Source organism: Pseudomonas sp. GW821-FHT09A09, assembly GCF_059418405.1.
Map to the genome: position 1 here is coordinate 80623 of NZ_JBWKPU010000003.1, position 15363 is coordinate 95985.

The window sequence follows — 15363 nt, forward strand, 5'->3', positions numbered from 1 at the left end:
CTGATTAATCCAGCCCACGCCTCTTTCCGAATCAATCGATTCGATCGTAGACCTGTTTTTTCGCCGCGGCATCCAGCACCTGCGTGGGGTGCAGGCCTTCTATCAGATCAAACGTCCCATCGGGTTTCACATCGATACCGGATGCGGTGGCCAATACCGTCGATTGAGGCTGCCTGTTGATGATGTCCAGCAGCGGCTGGCTATCTCCGAGTGTTTGCTTCAAGGAACTGGCCAGGCCCTGGGCACTGCGTGCGCTATCACCACCGATGAAGATAACTTTGCCACCGCCTGCCAGCGATGCATCCAGCTGTTTCAACAACGGCAGCATCTGTGGATCGGCCACGCCGCCTTGCAGGTGTATCAGGGTGCGCTTGTGATAAATCCCGTCTTTCAGATCGGTCAGCACCACCAATGCCGTGCAATCGCTGATACCACGGGTATACAGCACCGAATGGGCATCTTGGCTTTGAGCCGCTTCCGTGACGGGTACGTAAATGCGAGCGGGTTCCACTGGAATGGTCTTGGTCACTTGCTGGCCGGTGTTCGTTACCGACGTATCGACAGGTTTCTCGTACAACTGCTTGATCGACGTTTCATGAATGCTCGCCTTGCTCGTCCAACCCTCATCATGGCGACTGACCTTGAATTCGAGCCGGTCAGGGTTGTTGCTATAGGTGCGGTAAGGGACGGCCGGTTTTTTCTGGGTAAACAACGCTTTCAAGCCCTGTTCCATGGCCTCTTGGGTTGGAAAACTGGCAATACCCAGGTTGGGGTCATAGAAGAAGAACTGCTTGTGGCTACCCTCAACCTTCACCCCAGCCATCATCGCGTGTCCTGGCGAATCGATCATCAGGGTCATGGACGTGTCGGCACGGCCCAGCTCGGCGATCAGTTCATGATGGGAGATTTGCCGTACGGGGTTACCGGCATGGAAAACCGTCGGGCTACCCAGTTGTTTTTGTGCGTCGTACAGCGTTTTAGTAAATGCCGTGGACGCCGGATGTGTGGGGTGCGCAGCGACGCTGAACATGTTTTCAACCAGCGTTTGAGCTTTTCCCTGTTCCATTGCAGAGGCCATGATTCTTGAAAGCGCCGCACATTGGCCTTGCGAAAGCGAATCGACTTGGCTGAAGTAAAACAGCTGTGGGTTGGGGGTGAAAGTACCGCCGGCCGCATCAATGAGCGACTGCGCCTGTTTTACGCCACTGAACGCATGCTGCACCGCAAGGCGTTCCTGCTGGCGCACCAGCGTGCCCACCTGCGCAGGCGTCAGCCCCTGGGTCTGTGCCAGCTTCATGACCTGCTCAGAGTTCAGCTTGGGTGAAAACCCCTTGATGCTGTGTGGGTCACCCTTGCCGTAGCCGTGGCTGAATTCTGCATTGTGGGGCCCCTCCTTAAGTTTTTGGCTGAGGGATTTGAAGCTTTCGCGAATGCGCCTGGACTGCTCGGACAATACAGGTGCGGCGCCTTGCCAGCTTTCCAGGTGCTCGCCACCGGCGCGCAACGAGGGGGTGAAATCGTCTATCGCCGCGCCATAGGGGCGCCCGGATGCGGGAGAGTAGGGATACCATTTGCCGTGGTGCAGAACGGCAGAGCCCTCGACGATTTCCCCTCCTACCTTATAAGTGCCTGTTGCCGCGGCATCGAAATGCTTGCTGGTTTTGAGCAGGTCATAGTGCCCCGTAGCGCCACGAACGCGATTAATCACAGCTCGGGCGCGAGACGCGCTGGCGATTCCCGAGCGGCCCACCCCCGCGACAGCGTTCTCGACGCCGGGAATCGGACTCAGTGCGCCGATGGCACCGCGCCCGATAATGGAGCCCACGCGCCAGGCCTTGGAGGTCGCCGAACCGGCAGTGTTGATAACTCGCCCGGCCTGCCCCGCCGCTGACGCGCCGGCGATGACAAACCCCAACGTATCGAAAAACAGATCCTGAATCCCGCCGCCAATATTGCCACGACTGAAGTTGACAATGGCCGAGCGCAGGGGGATGAGATTGAGCAAAAAATCGCGAAATTTGCGAATGAACGGGACTTCACTTTCAAAGGTCGTCAGGCCTTTAGCCTCTTTGAGGAGCTTCTCGCGTACCTGATCGTACATATTGTCCCGCACCAGTTGGGCGATACGAAAGGTTCGAGTACTGCCGGACGTCTTGGGAATGTCAGAAATACCCGGGCGTTCGGCGAAACGCTGCTCGTCCTCTGGAGCAATCGACACCTTTTCGATATAGCGTCGATCCCGCGGAATATCCGCATAGTTCGTCACCTTGATCTTGTCATCATCGATTGGCTTGGGATGCAGTTCGTAGCGGTACTTGAACGCGCTGTGTCCCACCCTGAAATCGCGCTCAAGGTCGGGTCTCGGGATAATCTTGTGTTGATTGGGATTTACTTCGTAAAACCTGATGTTGCCCTCGCGTTCGGCACGGACGAGCAACGGCTTTTGCCCGTCCGGCTGCCCACGGCGCCAATAGGGAAAGGACAAGGGCTGATGATGGATCAACTCCTCACGGTAGACCTCGACCTTGCCATATTCGATGAACTCCCGGTCTTCCAGGGGCAAGTTGGTCAGCATGTGTACGATGGCGTCAAAGGAGCTGACTTCGAGCTGATCCAGATGCTCGTTGGCCTTAGCCTCGAACCGTTGATTGAGGTCAGGCAACGTCAGGGTTTTCGCCTGGCTGACAATCTGGGCGATGGGCACGCCCGGATCCGTTGACTTCCACTGAACGGTCACCTCGCGGAACACCGCCGCTCTGAACGAATGCCTGGGTAGGGTTATAACAGGTGCGTACAATAACTTGCCTTCAATAACCAGGTCTGCCACCGAGTAAGGACCGGGGAAGTCATTGAGCGATGGCTCGGGGTAAATACATTTTTTCTCGTAATCCGTATCGGCGCCAAACGCTTCTTTTAGCCAATCCACGGCGACCTGTTTGCGGCTGGGGATGTCGGCCCGCTGGACCGCCGATGCCTGGGCCAGTCGGCTTACCTCTTCGTCGAAGGCGCTCCTGATCCGCAGCATTTGTTCTGGCGTGTAGTGACCAGAGGGATTGGCAGGAATGATGCTATGACATACGGCCCAGTCGATGATCGCCTCATTCTGCGCATGTCGCTCTACTATTTGATCAGCCAGAGTGACGGGGGCTACGTTGTCGAAGGCCATAACCTGCCCGTAGTTCATGGCGGCGGCGCTCCCCGGAGCCTGTGCTTCGATACGTGCAACCGCCGTGCACAGGCTGGCCCAACTGTGGGAACCATACACCACGCCAGGCGGGACGCCCTTGACCAGAAACTGCGGGGCTTTGCGGGCGAGCAGTAGATAGGCTGCCGTTGGCGCCATGGATTCGCTCGCGCGGTTCAACTTCTTGAGATGTTCGGTGAGTCCGGCCACGACCACCGAAGGCGGCTTGCCCCAGAAGCGGCTATCCGCCAGATCGAACCCGGCCACTCGGTTGCGGGGTGGAGGCTGTTGACCCAGAACACTCTCTCGGTCTAGAGAAACCTGCAATGCCGTCAGGAGCCAGTCGGTGTCACCATCGGGCATCGGCACGGTGCCAAATTTATCGTGCAGCACGCGCCCGACCTCCTGGCCGGCCGGAGAATCAAGCAAGGCACGGATCACCTGTTTCGGATCAACGGCTTCGGTTTGGCTGAGCGACAGCTTTGATGTCAACAAACCGAACAGTTCGGAGCCATCAGGCATTTCCAGTGTCTGCACCGGATGGTAATAGGCGCCCAACAGCTGCTCATGAGGAGTCGGTTGCGGCCATGACATCGCGCCGCCGCAATCGCCAAATACTTGCACCGGGAGCATGGGGCGCTGGAGGTAATTCAGTAGGTTTCTCAACTCGTTGCTGCTCGATGGCAGAATCCAGCCATGGTCGAGAATGAATTGCTTGAGACTGACCGTGCCCGCTGCCCCCAACTTGTACAAATGCGCGTAGGTAGAGTTCGGTTCGACCTTCATTTGAATTGTTTGAAGAAGGTTCGCTATGCGCTCGCTGGCCTGCTCGTCCAACTGTTCCTGTGTCATCCCAGCAGGGTTTCGGCTCTTTTGCTCTTTGAACAGTGGGATGTCTTGCCGGATACCCTCAATCATTGCTTGGCGAAAGTACTCGATATTTTTACTGTCTCCCGATGCTGCCTCTGGCGTCTCGGCAGCAACGCGTTGCAGGCGCGCTGCCAGCAACGGCGTACTCAGGGGAGCATCAATGCTACGTTTGGTGCGGGAGGCAAAATCGTTATTGAGCGCGGATGCCGTACCGAATTGGGCGTTCGGCGAAACGGGAGGAACCAGCCTGCTTGGAGGGGGCGTCAAAAGCCTGTGCGAAGCCGTATGTGTAGGGATCATCTGGGTTTCCGTAGTTAGATATCTTCATCAGGCCTTCAGAGCGTAGAAGGTCGGAAATAGCATTATCTGAGTGTGGAAACTCCCCGCAGGATTCCACGGGGCAGCCTGTCAAAGTATGAGCAGATGTTCTGACGGGAAGAACGCTACGCCAACAAACGCTGGATATGCTCCTGCAATGTATCCAGATCAAACGGCTTGGCCAGAATCGGCGCATTGCGCGTAATCGGGCTGTTGCATTCCAGAATTTCCTGCGGATAACCGCTGATAAAGATGACTTTCAGCTCCGGGCGCAGCTTGATCGCGGGCTCGGCGATCTGTACCCCGGAAATGCCGCCCGGCAAGCGGTAATCAGTGACCATCAGGTCCAGGTGCGGTTTGGTCGCCAGGATTTTGAAGGCCTGTTCGCCGTCGATGGCTTTCAAGACCCGATAACCCTGGCCCGCCAGGTATTCACCCAGCACAAACATAATGGATTCGTCGTCCTCAACGATCAGGACGACATCTTGTGCATCTTCACTCATGGGAAGCCTTTGTCCGGTCAATAGCTGCAATTACGACCATGGGGTCACGCAGAAGGTTGCGTCAAGCTGACGATTGATTTCATACCGACGCTTCAAGGGGCAGGCACACCCGGAACAGGGCGCCCTCGCCTATCTGGCTTTCGACTTCGATAGTGCCGCCATGGGCCGCGACGATCTGCTCTGAAATAAACAGCCCCAGGCCCAGCCCGGCCGCGACGTGGCTGGCCGAGACCCGCTCGAACTGCTGGAAAATGCGCTTCTGGTTTTCTTCGCTGATACCAATCCCCCGGTCACGCACTTCCACCCGTGCTTCACCGTGTTCGGTGTACACCCGCACATCCACCGGGCTCTTGGCCCCGTAGCGCAGGGCGTTGGTCAGCAGGTTGGTGATGACCTGTTCGATGCGGAACTCATCCCAGTTGCCTTCCACAGGCCCTTCGACGGTCAGTTGCATCGACGACCCGGCGGCGGCCACTTGCGGCGCGAAGTTTTCCACCAGGTTGTGCACCAGCTGCGCCAGGTCAAACCGCGCAGGCCGGATCGACAGCTTGCCGGTTCGGATGCGCGACACGTCGAGCATGTCCTCGATCAGGCGGATCAGGCTCTGGATCTGCCGCTCATCGCGGTCGACCATGGCGTGCATCTTGTCGAGGGTGAACGCGGCGGCGTTATCCCGGGCCAGGTGCATCTTGCGCAGCTGGGTTTCGAGGATCAGGCCATTGAGGGGTGTGCGCACCTCATGGGCGACGATCGACATGAAGTCATCGCGCATGCGCACTGCCTGCTCCAGCTCGGCCTGGGTGGCCTGCAGGCGCGTCAGCAGCAGTTCCTGTTCGCGCCGGCTGCGTTCCAGGGCTTCGACCTGTTGCTTCATGGCCTTGCTCTGGCGGTACAGGTCGACGAATACGTTGACCTTGCTTTTCACCGCATGGATATCCAGCGGCTTGTGCAGGAAGTCCACGGCGCCGCTTTCGTAGCCTTTGAACGCGTAGTTGAGTTCGCGGCCTGCGGCGCTGACGAACACGATCGGGATGTTCTTGGTCTTTTCGGTGCCGCGCATCAGTTCGGCCAGCTCGAAACCGTTCATGCCGGGCATCTGCACGTCGAGAATCGCCATGGCGAACTCGTGCTCCAGCAACAGTGACAAGGCCTCGTCGGCGCTCAATGCCTTGAACACCTGGCGGTCCTCGCGCTTGATCAGCGCTTCGAGGGCCAGCAGGTTTTCCGGCAGATCGTCAACGATCAGCAGTTTGGCCTGGACAGTACTTAACATGGGGAATATTCCAGGGAAGCCAGCAATGAGCCGATGCGGCTCAAAGAAAGAATGTGGTCAGGTGTATGCAGTGCCAGGGCCGCCCGGGGCATCACGGCCACCCGTGCTTCGGCAGGGTCTTGCACCACGGTGGTTCCGCCCTGCTGCTTGACGTGGGCCAGGCCACGGGCGCCGTCGTGGTTGGCGCCGGTCAGCAGGATGGCCATCAGGCCTGGGCCATACGTATCGGCGGCGGACTCGAACAGGTAATCGATGGCCGGCCGCGAATGGTGCACCCGGTCTTCCTGGCTCAACGACAGGCTGCGGTCATGCTCCACCGACAGGTGATAACCCGGGCCGGCAAAATACAGGGTGCCAGGGCAGATCGCTTCCTTGTCACGCGCCTCGACCACCGGCATCGCCACACGGCGGTCGAACACCTCGGCCAGTTGGCTGCGGCGCTCGTCCGGCAAGTGCAGCACGGTGATGATCGGCAAGCCGAAATCGCTCGGCAGCTCGCCAAACACCGTCAACAAGGCCTCGACGCCGCCTGCGGATGCGCCAATCACAATCGCCTCTATCCCCGGGATACGTGCCGGGCCGGCCGCCACTGTGTTCATAGTTTTCGGTAGATCCGTTCTTGCTTGACCAAGGGTTCGAATTGTTTGCCGAACGCGGAAAAATCCAGGGTTTCCTTGCTGCCCAGCACCAGGAAGCCGCGGTGACACAGCGACTCATGAAACAACCCGAACGCACGATCCTGCAATTTCTTATTGAAGTAAATCAATACGTTGCGACACGAAATTAATTGAGTTTCTGAGAATACGCTGTCGGTTGCCAGGCTGTGGTCGGCGAAGGTCACGTTCTCGCGCAACGTCTTGTCGAAGATCGCGTAATCGTATGCCGCGGTGTAGTAGTCGGCAAATGAACGTTGCCCACCGGCTTGCTGATAGTTGGCGGTGTAGGCGCGAACGTTCTCCAGGGAGAAGATCCCCTGTTTGGCCTTGTCCAGCGACGCCGGGTTGATATCCGTGGCGTAGATGATCGTGCGCTCCAGCAACCCTTCCTCACGCAGCAGGATGGCCATGGAGTACACCTCCTCGCCCGTGCTGCAGCCGGCGATCCAGATCTTGATCGACGGGTACGTCTTGAGCAGCGGCACCACCTCCTGGCGGATCGCCAGGAAGTGCGACGGGTCGCGAAACATCTCGCTCACCGGAATCGTCAAAAACTGCAGCAATTGCATGAACGCCGCCGGGTCATGCAGCACCCGCTCCTGCAGCGCCGAAATCGTCGCACAGTCGAACTGGCGCAGGGCATGCGCCACCCGGCGCTTGACCGACGCGCCGGAGTAGTCGCGAAAATCGTAGCTGTACTTGAGGTAAATCGCCTCGATCAACAGGCGCAGCTCAATATCGCTGCTTTTGTCCAAAAAACTTCGCTCCACTTAAATGCGTTCCATCTTGGGTAGCCACACGCGAATCAGTGAGAACAGACGGTCCAGATCAATCGGCTTGGCCAGGTAATCATTGGAGCCGGCTGCCAGGCAGCGCTCCTGATCGTCCTTCATGGCCTTGGCCGTCACCGCGATGATCGGCAGCTTTTTCCAGCGCGGGTCTTGGCGAATCAAGGCGGTGGCCTCGTAACCGTCCATTTCCGGCATCATCACGTCCATCAACACCAGGTCGATATCGTCGACTTCATTGAGTTTGTCGATGGCTTCACGGCCGTTACGCCCGATCACCACCACGGCGCCTTTGTGCTCCAGGGCGCTGGTCAGGGCAAAGATGTTGCGCACATCGTCGTCCACCAGCAGGATTTTGCGCCCCTCGAAGACCTTGTCGCGGCTGCGCGCGGTCTTGAGCATCTTCTGGCGGTCATGGGACAGCTGGGATTCGACTTTGTGCAGAAAGAGTGTCACTTCGTCCAGCAAGCGTTCCGGCGAGCGCGCGCCCTTGATGATGATCGAGCGCGAATACTTGCGTAGCTCGGCCTCTTCATCCCGGGTCAGGTTGCGCCCGGTGTAGACGATCACCGGCGGGAACGAGCAGATGTCCTCGGTAGCCATGCGCTTGAGCAGCTCGTTGCCGAGCATGTCCGGCAGCTTGAGGTCGATGATCATGCAGTCGTAGACGTTGGTGCGCAGCAGGTCGAGTGCGGCCTGGGCATAGCCGACGTCGGTGATTTCGATGTCATCGTCGCCGATCAGGCGGGCAATGCTGTCGCGCTGCAAGTCATCGTCCTCCACCAGCAGCACACGCTTGACCTTCTGGGTCAGCTTGGCTTCCAGGCGTGCGAACACGTCCTTGAGTTCTTCGCGGGTGGTGGGTTTGACCGCATAACCCACCGCCCCCATGTGCATGGCGGCCTCGACGCGGTCTTCCACGGAAATCACGTGCACCGGAATGTGTCGGGTATCGGCATGCTCCTTGAGGCGTTGCAGCACGGTCAGGCCCGAATGGTCGGGCAGGCGCATGTCCAGCAGGATCGCGTCCGGGATGAATTCTTCCGCCAGGCTGTAGCCTTCATCCGCACCATGGGCCACCAGGCAGTGGTAACCCAGCTCATGGGCCAGGTCGAACAGGATGCGCGCAAAGTTGGGCTCATCCTCCACCACTAGGATGCAGCGATTGGTGAACGGTGCCTTGTCGCGGTCGTCGGCAAAGCGTGGGATGGCGGCCGTGTCGGCCATCGGCAACGGTGACACCTTGATTGGCGTCGGCGCGGGCGCCGTCACCACCTGACGCGGTTGCTCAATGGCCGGCGCATCCTCTACGCGCTCCACGTACTGCTCGGGCATGACCAGCGTGAATACGCTGCCCTTGCCCGGTTCACTGGTCACGCTGATGTAGCCGCCGAGCAAGGTGGCCAGGTCGCGGGAGATCGACAGGCCCAGCCCGGTGCCGCCATAGCGGCGGTTGGTGGTGCCATCGGCCTGGCGGAAGGCTTCGAAAATACTTTCCTGCTGATCCGGCGCAATGCCGATGCCGGAGTCGCGCACGGTAAAGGCAATGCCCTCCCCCGGCGCACGGGATACCGACAGGCTCACATCGCCTTGCTCGGTGAACTTGACCGCGTTGGACAGCAGGTTCTTGAGGATCTGCTCCAGGCGCTGGCGGTCGGTGAACAGCATCGCCGGCGCGTCTGCCTGGACCTGTACCTGGAAGCCCAGCTTGCGATCGGCCGCCAGCGGCTCGAACATGCCGCGCAGCCCATCCACCAGCCGTGCGACGCTGGAGTTCTCCGGACGCATTTCCAGTTTGCCGGCTTCTACCTTGGAAATATCCAGGATGTCGTTGATCAGGTTCAGCAGGTCGTTGCCGGCCGAATAGATCGACTCGGCAAACTTGACCTGCTCGGCGCTGAGGTTTTCCTGGGGGTTCTCGGCCAGCAACTTGGCCAGGATCAGCGAGCTGTTCAGCGGTGTGCGCAACTCGTGGGACATGTTGGCAAGGAATTCAGACTTGTACTTGCTCGAGCGCTGCAGTTCGTCGGCGCGGTCTTCCAGCTCCATCTGGGCCTGGTTGAGCTCGACGTTCTTGCGGTCCATGGCGTCGCGCTGCTCGGCCAGGGTCTGGGTCTGCTCGGCCAGTTGCTCGTTGGTCTGCTCCAGCTCGGCCTGCTGGGTTTCCAGGTGGGCCTGGGATTCCTTGAGGATGCGCGACTGTTCTTCCAGCTCTTCGTTGGCGGTCTTGAGCTCTTCCTGCTGCACTTGCAGCTCTTCGTTGAGCTGCTGGGTCTCGGCCAAGACTTCCTGCAGGCGCTGGCGATAGCGGGCGGCCTCGATGGAGGTGCCGATATTGCCGGCGATCAGCTCCAGCAGTTCCACGTCACGCTCCTGCAACGGGCGCAGGAAGCCAAGCTCGATCACGCCGTTGACGCGGTCATCATCACTGGTGGGCATCACCAGCACGCTACGAGTCGAACCTTCGCCCAGGCCGGAGCTGACCTTGAAGTAATCCACTGGCACATCGTCCAGGCGGATCAGGCGATCCAGCTGGGCAGCCTGGCCGACGATGCCTTCATCGCTGTAGATCGACTGTTCCATCTGCTCCTGTTCACGGGAGAAGCCATAAGTGGCCACGCGCCGCAGGCCGCCATGCTCTTCGCGCACATACAGCGCGGCCACGGCCGAGCCCATGTACTGGGCAAAAAACTGCAGGATATTGCGGCCGAGCATGTTAAGGGTCAGTTGCCCCAGCACCTGTTCAGCCAGTTCAGTCTGGCCATTACGCAGCCAGGCCTGCTGTTCCAGGCGCCCTGCAATCCTCTGCTGTGACGCGAGGTTTGCGTTGTAACTCTCTGATAATGCTAAAAGATTTTTCCGACCAATATAGGCCAGAAAACCGCTCAGGCCGAGCACAAAGGCCAAGTACAACGTGACACTGACCACCGTTGCACGGGTGACCTCTTCGTTACGGGTGATACGGAACTGCTGCTCCATCGCCACCGCATCGTCGTATTCCTTGCGGATCTCATCGGTGAGGCGCTTGCCTCGCCCCGCCTTGACTGCGCTGCGGTAGTCACCGCTTTCTCGCTGCATATCAATCATCGACTGGGCGTACTTGTTCCACTCGATCTGCAAGGCTTCCAGGCGTTTGAGGCGGTCGACCTGCTGGGGATTGTCCGCCACCAGGTCCTGCAAATTGCGCAGGTCGGCAATGATCCGCGGCTTGGCCACTTCGTAAGGGTCGAGGAAATGCTCGTCGCCCGTGATCAGGAAGCCGCGCATGCCGGTTTCCAGGTCGACCGTCAGTTTGGACGATTCATTGAGGTTATTGATGACGCGGTCGGTGTGCTCCACCCACTGGATCACCGTCAGCAAGTAGGTGATCAGGCAGACGAAAAACACCGCGCTGAGCACGCCCACACCCAGGGGCAAGGCCACATTTCGGCTCAGTAGGTTACGAAAGCTCTTTTCATCGACGGACGACGCAGGAGTCATGGGCATGCCTTGGCCAAGTGTGGAAAAACCGGGAGTTTGCCCCAAAGTCCATGGCCAGGGCTATGTTTACGCGACAACTTGGGGCAAATGCCTGCCGATTCGTACGGAGCAAGAGCGGTTCGAGCGAGACATTCCCTACGAATGCCTTCACAATGCCATCCCCAGGCCGGGAACTTGCCGAGATTGTCATGACTCATTAGAGGATGGTCTTTATCCGATCAAGACCTGCACCTCCACTTCTCGGGAACCCTACTTATGTCCGCCGCTGATTCCACCATCCTTGTAGTCGAAGACGACGCCATCGTGCGCATGCTGATCGTCGATGTCCTCGAAGAACTGGAGTTTCGGGTGCTTGAAGCCGCTGATGCCGAGGAGGCCCTGGCGATCGTGCAGGACTCGGCCCAGGCCATCGACCTGATGATGACCGACGTCGGCCTGCCTGACATGGACGGCAAGCAACTGGCAACCAACGTGCGCGAACTGCGCCCCGCCCTGCCCATCCTGTTCGCCAGCGGTTATGCCGAAAATATCGATGTACCGCCCGGTATGCAGGTGATCGGCAAACCTTTCTCGATCGATCAATTGCGCGACAAAGTCAAATCGATGCTGCCCAGCGCCTGACGCCCGCCTTGCCCCTCGCCGCCCAGTCTGGGCGGCGCCTGGCACCTTATGACACACCTGTGACAGCCCCCTCACTCCTGCACTAATTCGCCGTTTTGCCTAGCGCGTCCGGATTTAGCTGCTAGCTTCAATCGACATGCTCTACAGGTATTAATCACAAGGAATAGTCGCCCAGGTATGGGGGGAGCGCGCATGTTCAAGTCGCCGCACAGGTCGGCATGGATGCTGGCCATTTTGACACTGCCCGGCGCCAGCGCCCTGGCCGACAACGCCGAGACGGCGAACAAGAGCAACAACCCCCTCAACCTCGCGCCGGGTGCCAACCTGCAGGACTACTACACCCCCAGGCTCTTCGACACCAACGCCCACACCAACGACCTGTTACTGCGCGGCACGTTGCCGGTCGCGCCCTCGGACTTCATCGGCGTGCCGCAACTGCTGCGTGCCACGTTGCCCATCAGTACTCGACCCGAACCACACAGCGGCTACAGCACCGGCATCGGCGACCTGAACCTGTTCGATATCTTCTTGCTCAAGACCGAAGGCGTGCAACTGGGCATCGGCCCGCAAATCACCGCGCCCACCGCTGAGCACGATGAGCTGGGTACCGGCAAATGGCAGGCCGGGCTGGCGGCCATTGCCATCGATGCGTCACCCCGAGGGTTGCTGGGTGCGCTGGTGCAATACCAACGTTCATTTGCCGGCGACCGTGACCGAGCGCACGTGGAGAGTGCAACTTTTCAGCCGTTTATCATTCATAACCTGCCGAAGGGCTGGTACCTGCGTTCCACCGGCACCTGGACCTTCGATTTGAAGAACGACACCCACTACATTCCTGTCGGTTTCGGCGCGGGCAAAGCCTGGAAAGCCGGCACCAACATCGTGAACGCTTATGTCGAGCCGCAATGGACCGTGGCGCGCAAAGGCGATGGCCTGCCCCAGTTCACCTTGTTTGCAGGGATTAACGTGACGTTCGGCAAATAAAACTGGAAACTCGGCGCTTTCATCCCACGCCCTTTAAAAAGATCTCTGGAAGGACGCAACAACATGATTGGAAAACCGACGCGCCTGCTGTTGGCGAGCCTCTCGATACTGATGAGTACCGGCGCCCTGGCCGACTTCACGGCCACCCCCGCCGAAGCCCGGGCCATTGCCAAGGAGGCGTACCTGTATGGCTACCCGGTCGTGGCGATGTACAAGACGCTCTACACCCAGGCCGTTGATAAAGGCGGTGCCAACTTCAAGGCCCCGTTCAACCATATCGGCAACACCGCCCAGGTGTTCAGCCCCAAGGACACCGCGTTCGTCACCCCGAACTCGGACACGCCCTACTCCTTCGTGTGGATGGACCTGCGTAAGGAACCCCTGGTCCTGACCCTGCCGAAGATCGAAGACAACCGTTACTACTCGGTGCAACTGATCGACCTGTATACCCAGAACATCGCCTACCTGGGCACCCGCAGCACCGGCAACAATGGCGGCCACTACATGATCGCCGGCCCGGACTGGAAAGGTCAGCAGCCGGTAGACGTCGACCGCGTGATCTACAGCGAAAGCAACATCGCCTACGCCCTGTACCGCACGCAGTTGTTTGATGAAAAGGACCTGAACAAGGTCAAGCAGATCCAGAACGGCTACAAAGTGCAGTCGCTGAGCAGCTATGTGAAACAGCCGGCCCCGGCCGCCGTGCCGAAGATTGAATGGCCCAAGCCGATGGCCACCATGACCGAAGGTCCACAGCTGTTCCGCTACCTCAACTTCATGCTGGCGTTTGCTGCACCTCAGGACAGTGAAAAAGACCTGCTGGCCCGCTTCGCCAAGATTGGCATCGCCCCGGGCGCGCCATTCAAGGTCAAAGAGCTGACGGTTGAGCAACGCAAGGCCCTGGAAGACGGTATCGCCGACGCCCGAGCTGAATTTGCGGCCTTCAAGAAAGACAAAATCGACACTCGTCAGGTGTCCAGCGGCGACCTGTTCGGCAGCCGTGACCGCCTGAAAAACAACTACCTGTACCGCTACGCCGGTGCCGACCTGGGCATTTTCGGCAATTCCACCGACGAAGCGATCTACATGACCTACTTCGTCGACAGCGAAGGTAAACCGGCCAACGGCGCACGCCACAGCTACACCGTGCATTTCGCCAAGGACCAACTGCCGCCCGCCGACGCCTTCTGGTCGCTGACCATGTACGACGCCAAGACCAAGCTACTGGCGCCGAACCTGAAGAAACGCTACCTGATCAACTCGCGGATGCTGCCCAACCTCAAACTGGACGCCGACGGAGGCCTGACCCTGGCGTTGCAGCACCACGAGCCGCCGAAAGCCGAACAGAGCAACTGGCTGCCGGCACCTCCCGGCCCGTTTTACGCCGTACTGCGGATTTACCTGCCCAAGCCTGAGGTGGGTAATGGTCAATGGAAACTGCCGCCGTTGACGCCGCTCAAGTAACGCCGCATGCCCGGCCGCTACAGGGTTAGGCCGGGCATGTAACCCCCTGATATCAGGCCGATACAAGGATGGATGACGCCATGATTTCACCTGCTCGTGCGCAAGGGTTCCGCGCTACGCCTCTGGTTTTCAGCCTGCTCACCAGCTGCGGTGTGTCGGCGGCCAACCTGCCGCAACTGGGCAGCCCCACACCGCCCCCCAAGGCCGATACCGAAACCTGCCATCGCCTCCAGCAAGACTTCGATATCGACCTCAAGCAAGTGGTCAAGGCCGGTTGCGAGCCGTCAACCGAGCAGATCGCCAAGTTGATGGACAACCCGGTGGGCAACCTGGTGTTGCTGTTCAACCAGTTCGACTACAGCGCCCTCAAAGGCCCCCATAGCAACGGCACGCGCTACCTGGGCAAATACAGCTTCATGCCGACCTTTCCCATCTCACTGGGGGACGACTGGAACCTGATCAACCGCCTTCCGGTCAGCTATGTCAGCGCGCCGGTCAATTCCAAGGCCGGTGACCTGATCGGCATGAGCCCCTATGGCGTGCTGACTGACCGCGACTTCCCCTCGGTGGTCAACGACCCGTTCGACCGCACTACGGGCTTCGGCGACCTGGCGTACGTGGGGGTGTTCTCGCCCAAGCAGCCGGTGCGTTTTGCCAATGGCGGCAAGATGGTCTGGGGCTTCGGCCCCACGGCCATGTTCCCGACGGCCGAGAAAGACGTGCTGGGCACCGGCAAATACTCACTTGGCCCTGCCTTTGTCGCGGCCTACCTGGGCGAAGACTGGACCCTGGGCGTATTCCCCCAGCATTGGTGGTCTGTGGGTGGCGATGCGCGACGCAAGGACGTCAGCCTGACCAACATCCAGTACTTCATCCAACGCGCCATTCCTGGCCCGGGGCAATGGCGGGTGGGCATGACGCCCAATGTCACCGTCAACTGGAAAGCCGAAGGTGGCAACAAGGTCAACTTCCCCATCGGCATCGGCGCCGGACGCATCGTCAATTTCGGCAAGTTGCCGGTGCGCATTTCCGGTGAAGTGCAGTACTCGGTGATCCACGCTGACGACCTGATCAGCAGCCGCTGGAATTTCCGCGTGTCGTTTATCCCGGTGATCCCCACTTTCATGCTGTGAACGAGGTGCGCCATGTCGCGTTTTCATCGCACACGCAGGGTCGTAATCCTTGGCCTTTCGCATCGGCGCCAGCACTGCGGGCCCACTTT

General features: G+C 59.4%; 10 protein-coding genes. 4 read left to right on the plus strand and 6 right to left on the minus strand.

Annotated elements, in window-relative coordinates:
• Positions 1 to 31 precede the first annotated feature (31 nt).
• The 6 genes from AC07OV_RS03275 to AC07OV_RS03300 form a co-directional block, all read right to left on the minus strand.
• Entirely contained in the window at positions 32 to 4354 is a 4323-nt protein-coding gene (locus AC07OV_RS03275) for an Mcf1 protease effector domain-containing protein (RefSeq protein WP_495091533.1), read from the minus strand.
• A 143-nt stretch (positions 4355 to 4497) separates the two neighbouring features.
• Positions 4498 to 4875, minus strand: coding sequence for a response regulator (locus AC07OV_RS03280; RefSeq protein ID WP_494995805.1), 378 nt, complete (start codon positions 4873 to 4875; stop codon positions 4498 to 4500).
• A 79-nt stretch (positions 4876 to 4954) separates the two neighbouring features.
• The gene (locus tag AC07OV_RS03285; RefSeq protein ID WP_495091534.1) at positions 4955 to 6148 is read right to left on the minus strand and encodes a hybrid sensor histidine kinase/response regulator; all 1194 of its coding nucleotides are present in this window, start codon (positions 6146 to 6148) and stop codon (positions 4955 to 4957) included.
• Positions 6142 to 6747, minus strand: coding sequence for a chemotaxis protein CheB (locus AC07OV_RS03290; RefSeq protein ID WP_495091535.1), 606 nt, complete (start codon positions 6745 to 6747; stop codon positions 6142 to 6144). Before AC07OV_RS03290 ends, AC07OV_RS03285 begins: the two co-directional genes overlap by 7 nt.
• Positions 6744 to 7574 carry a CheR family methyltransferase gene (locus tag AC07OV_RS03295; RefSeq protein ID WP_371319340.1) on the minus strand — a complete coding sequence of 277 codons (831 nt, stop codon included), beginning with the start codon at positions 7572 to 7574 and terminating at the stop codon, positions 6744 to 6746. The genes AC07OV_RS03290 and AC07OV_RS03295 overlap by 4 nt, the downstream gene beginning before the upstream one ends.
• Positions 7575 to 11072: a response regulator gene (locus AC07OV_RS03300; RefSeq protein ID WP_495091536.1), complete on the minus strand. Its 3498-nt coding sequence runs from the start codon at positions 11070 to 11072 to the stop codon at positions 7575 to 7577.
• A gap of 255 nt (positions 11073 to 11327) precedes the next feature.
• Between AC07OV_RS03300 and AC07OV_RS03305 the strand changes: the two genes are divergently transcribed.
• The 4 genes from AC07OV_RS03305 (at position 11328) to AC07OV_RS03320 (ending at position 15274) form a co-directional block, all read left to right on the plus strand.
• Positions 11328 to 11693 carry a response regulator gene (locus AC07OV_RS03305; protein ID WP_176996069.1) on the plus strand — a complete coding sequence of 122 codons (366 nt, stop codon included), beginning with the start codon at positions 11328 to 11330 and terminating at the stop codon, positions 11691 to 11693.
• Between the two features lie 222 nt (positions 11694 to 11915).
• The gene (locus AC07OV_RS03310; protein WP_494995809.1) at positions 11916 to 12677 is read left to right on the plus strand and encodes a hypothetical protein; all 762 of its coding nucleotides are present in this window, start codon (positions 11916 to 11918) and stop codon (positions 12675 to 12677) included.
• A gap of 63 nt (positions 12678 to 12740) precedes the next feature.
• Complete coding sequence (locus AC07OV_RS03315; RefSeq protein ID WP_495091537.1) at positions 12741 to 14141, plus strand: DUF1254 domain-containing protein; 1401 nt, start codon at positions 12741 to 12743, stop codon at positions 14139 to 14141.
• 80 nt (positions 14142 to 14221) lie between these two features.
• Positions 14222 to 15274: a transporter family protein gene (locus AC07OV_RS03320; protein WP_495091538.1), complete on the plus strand. Its 1053-nt coding sequence runs from the start codon at positions 14222 to 14224 to the stop codon at positions 15272 to 15274.
• Positions 15275 to 15363: the final 89 nt, after the last annotated feature.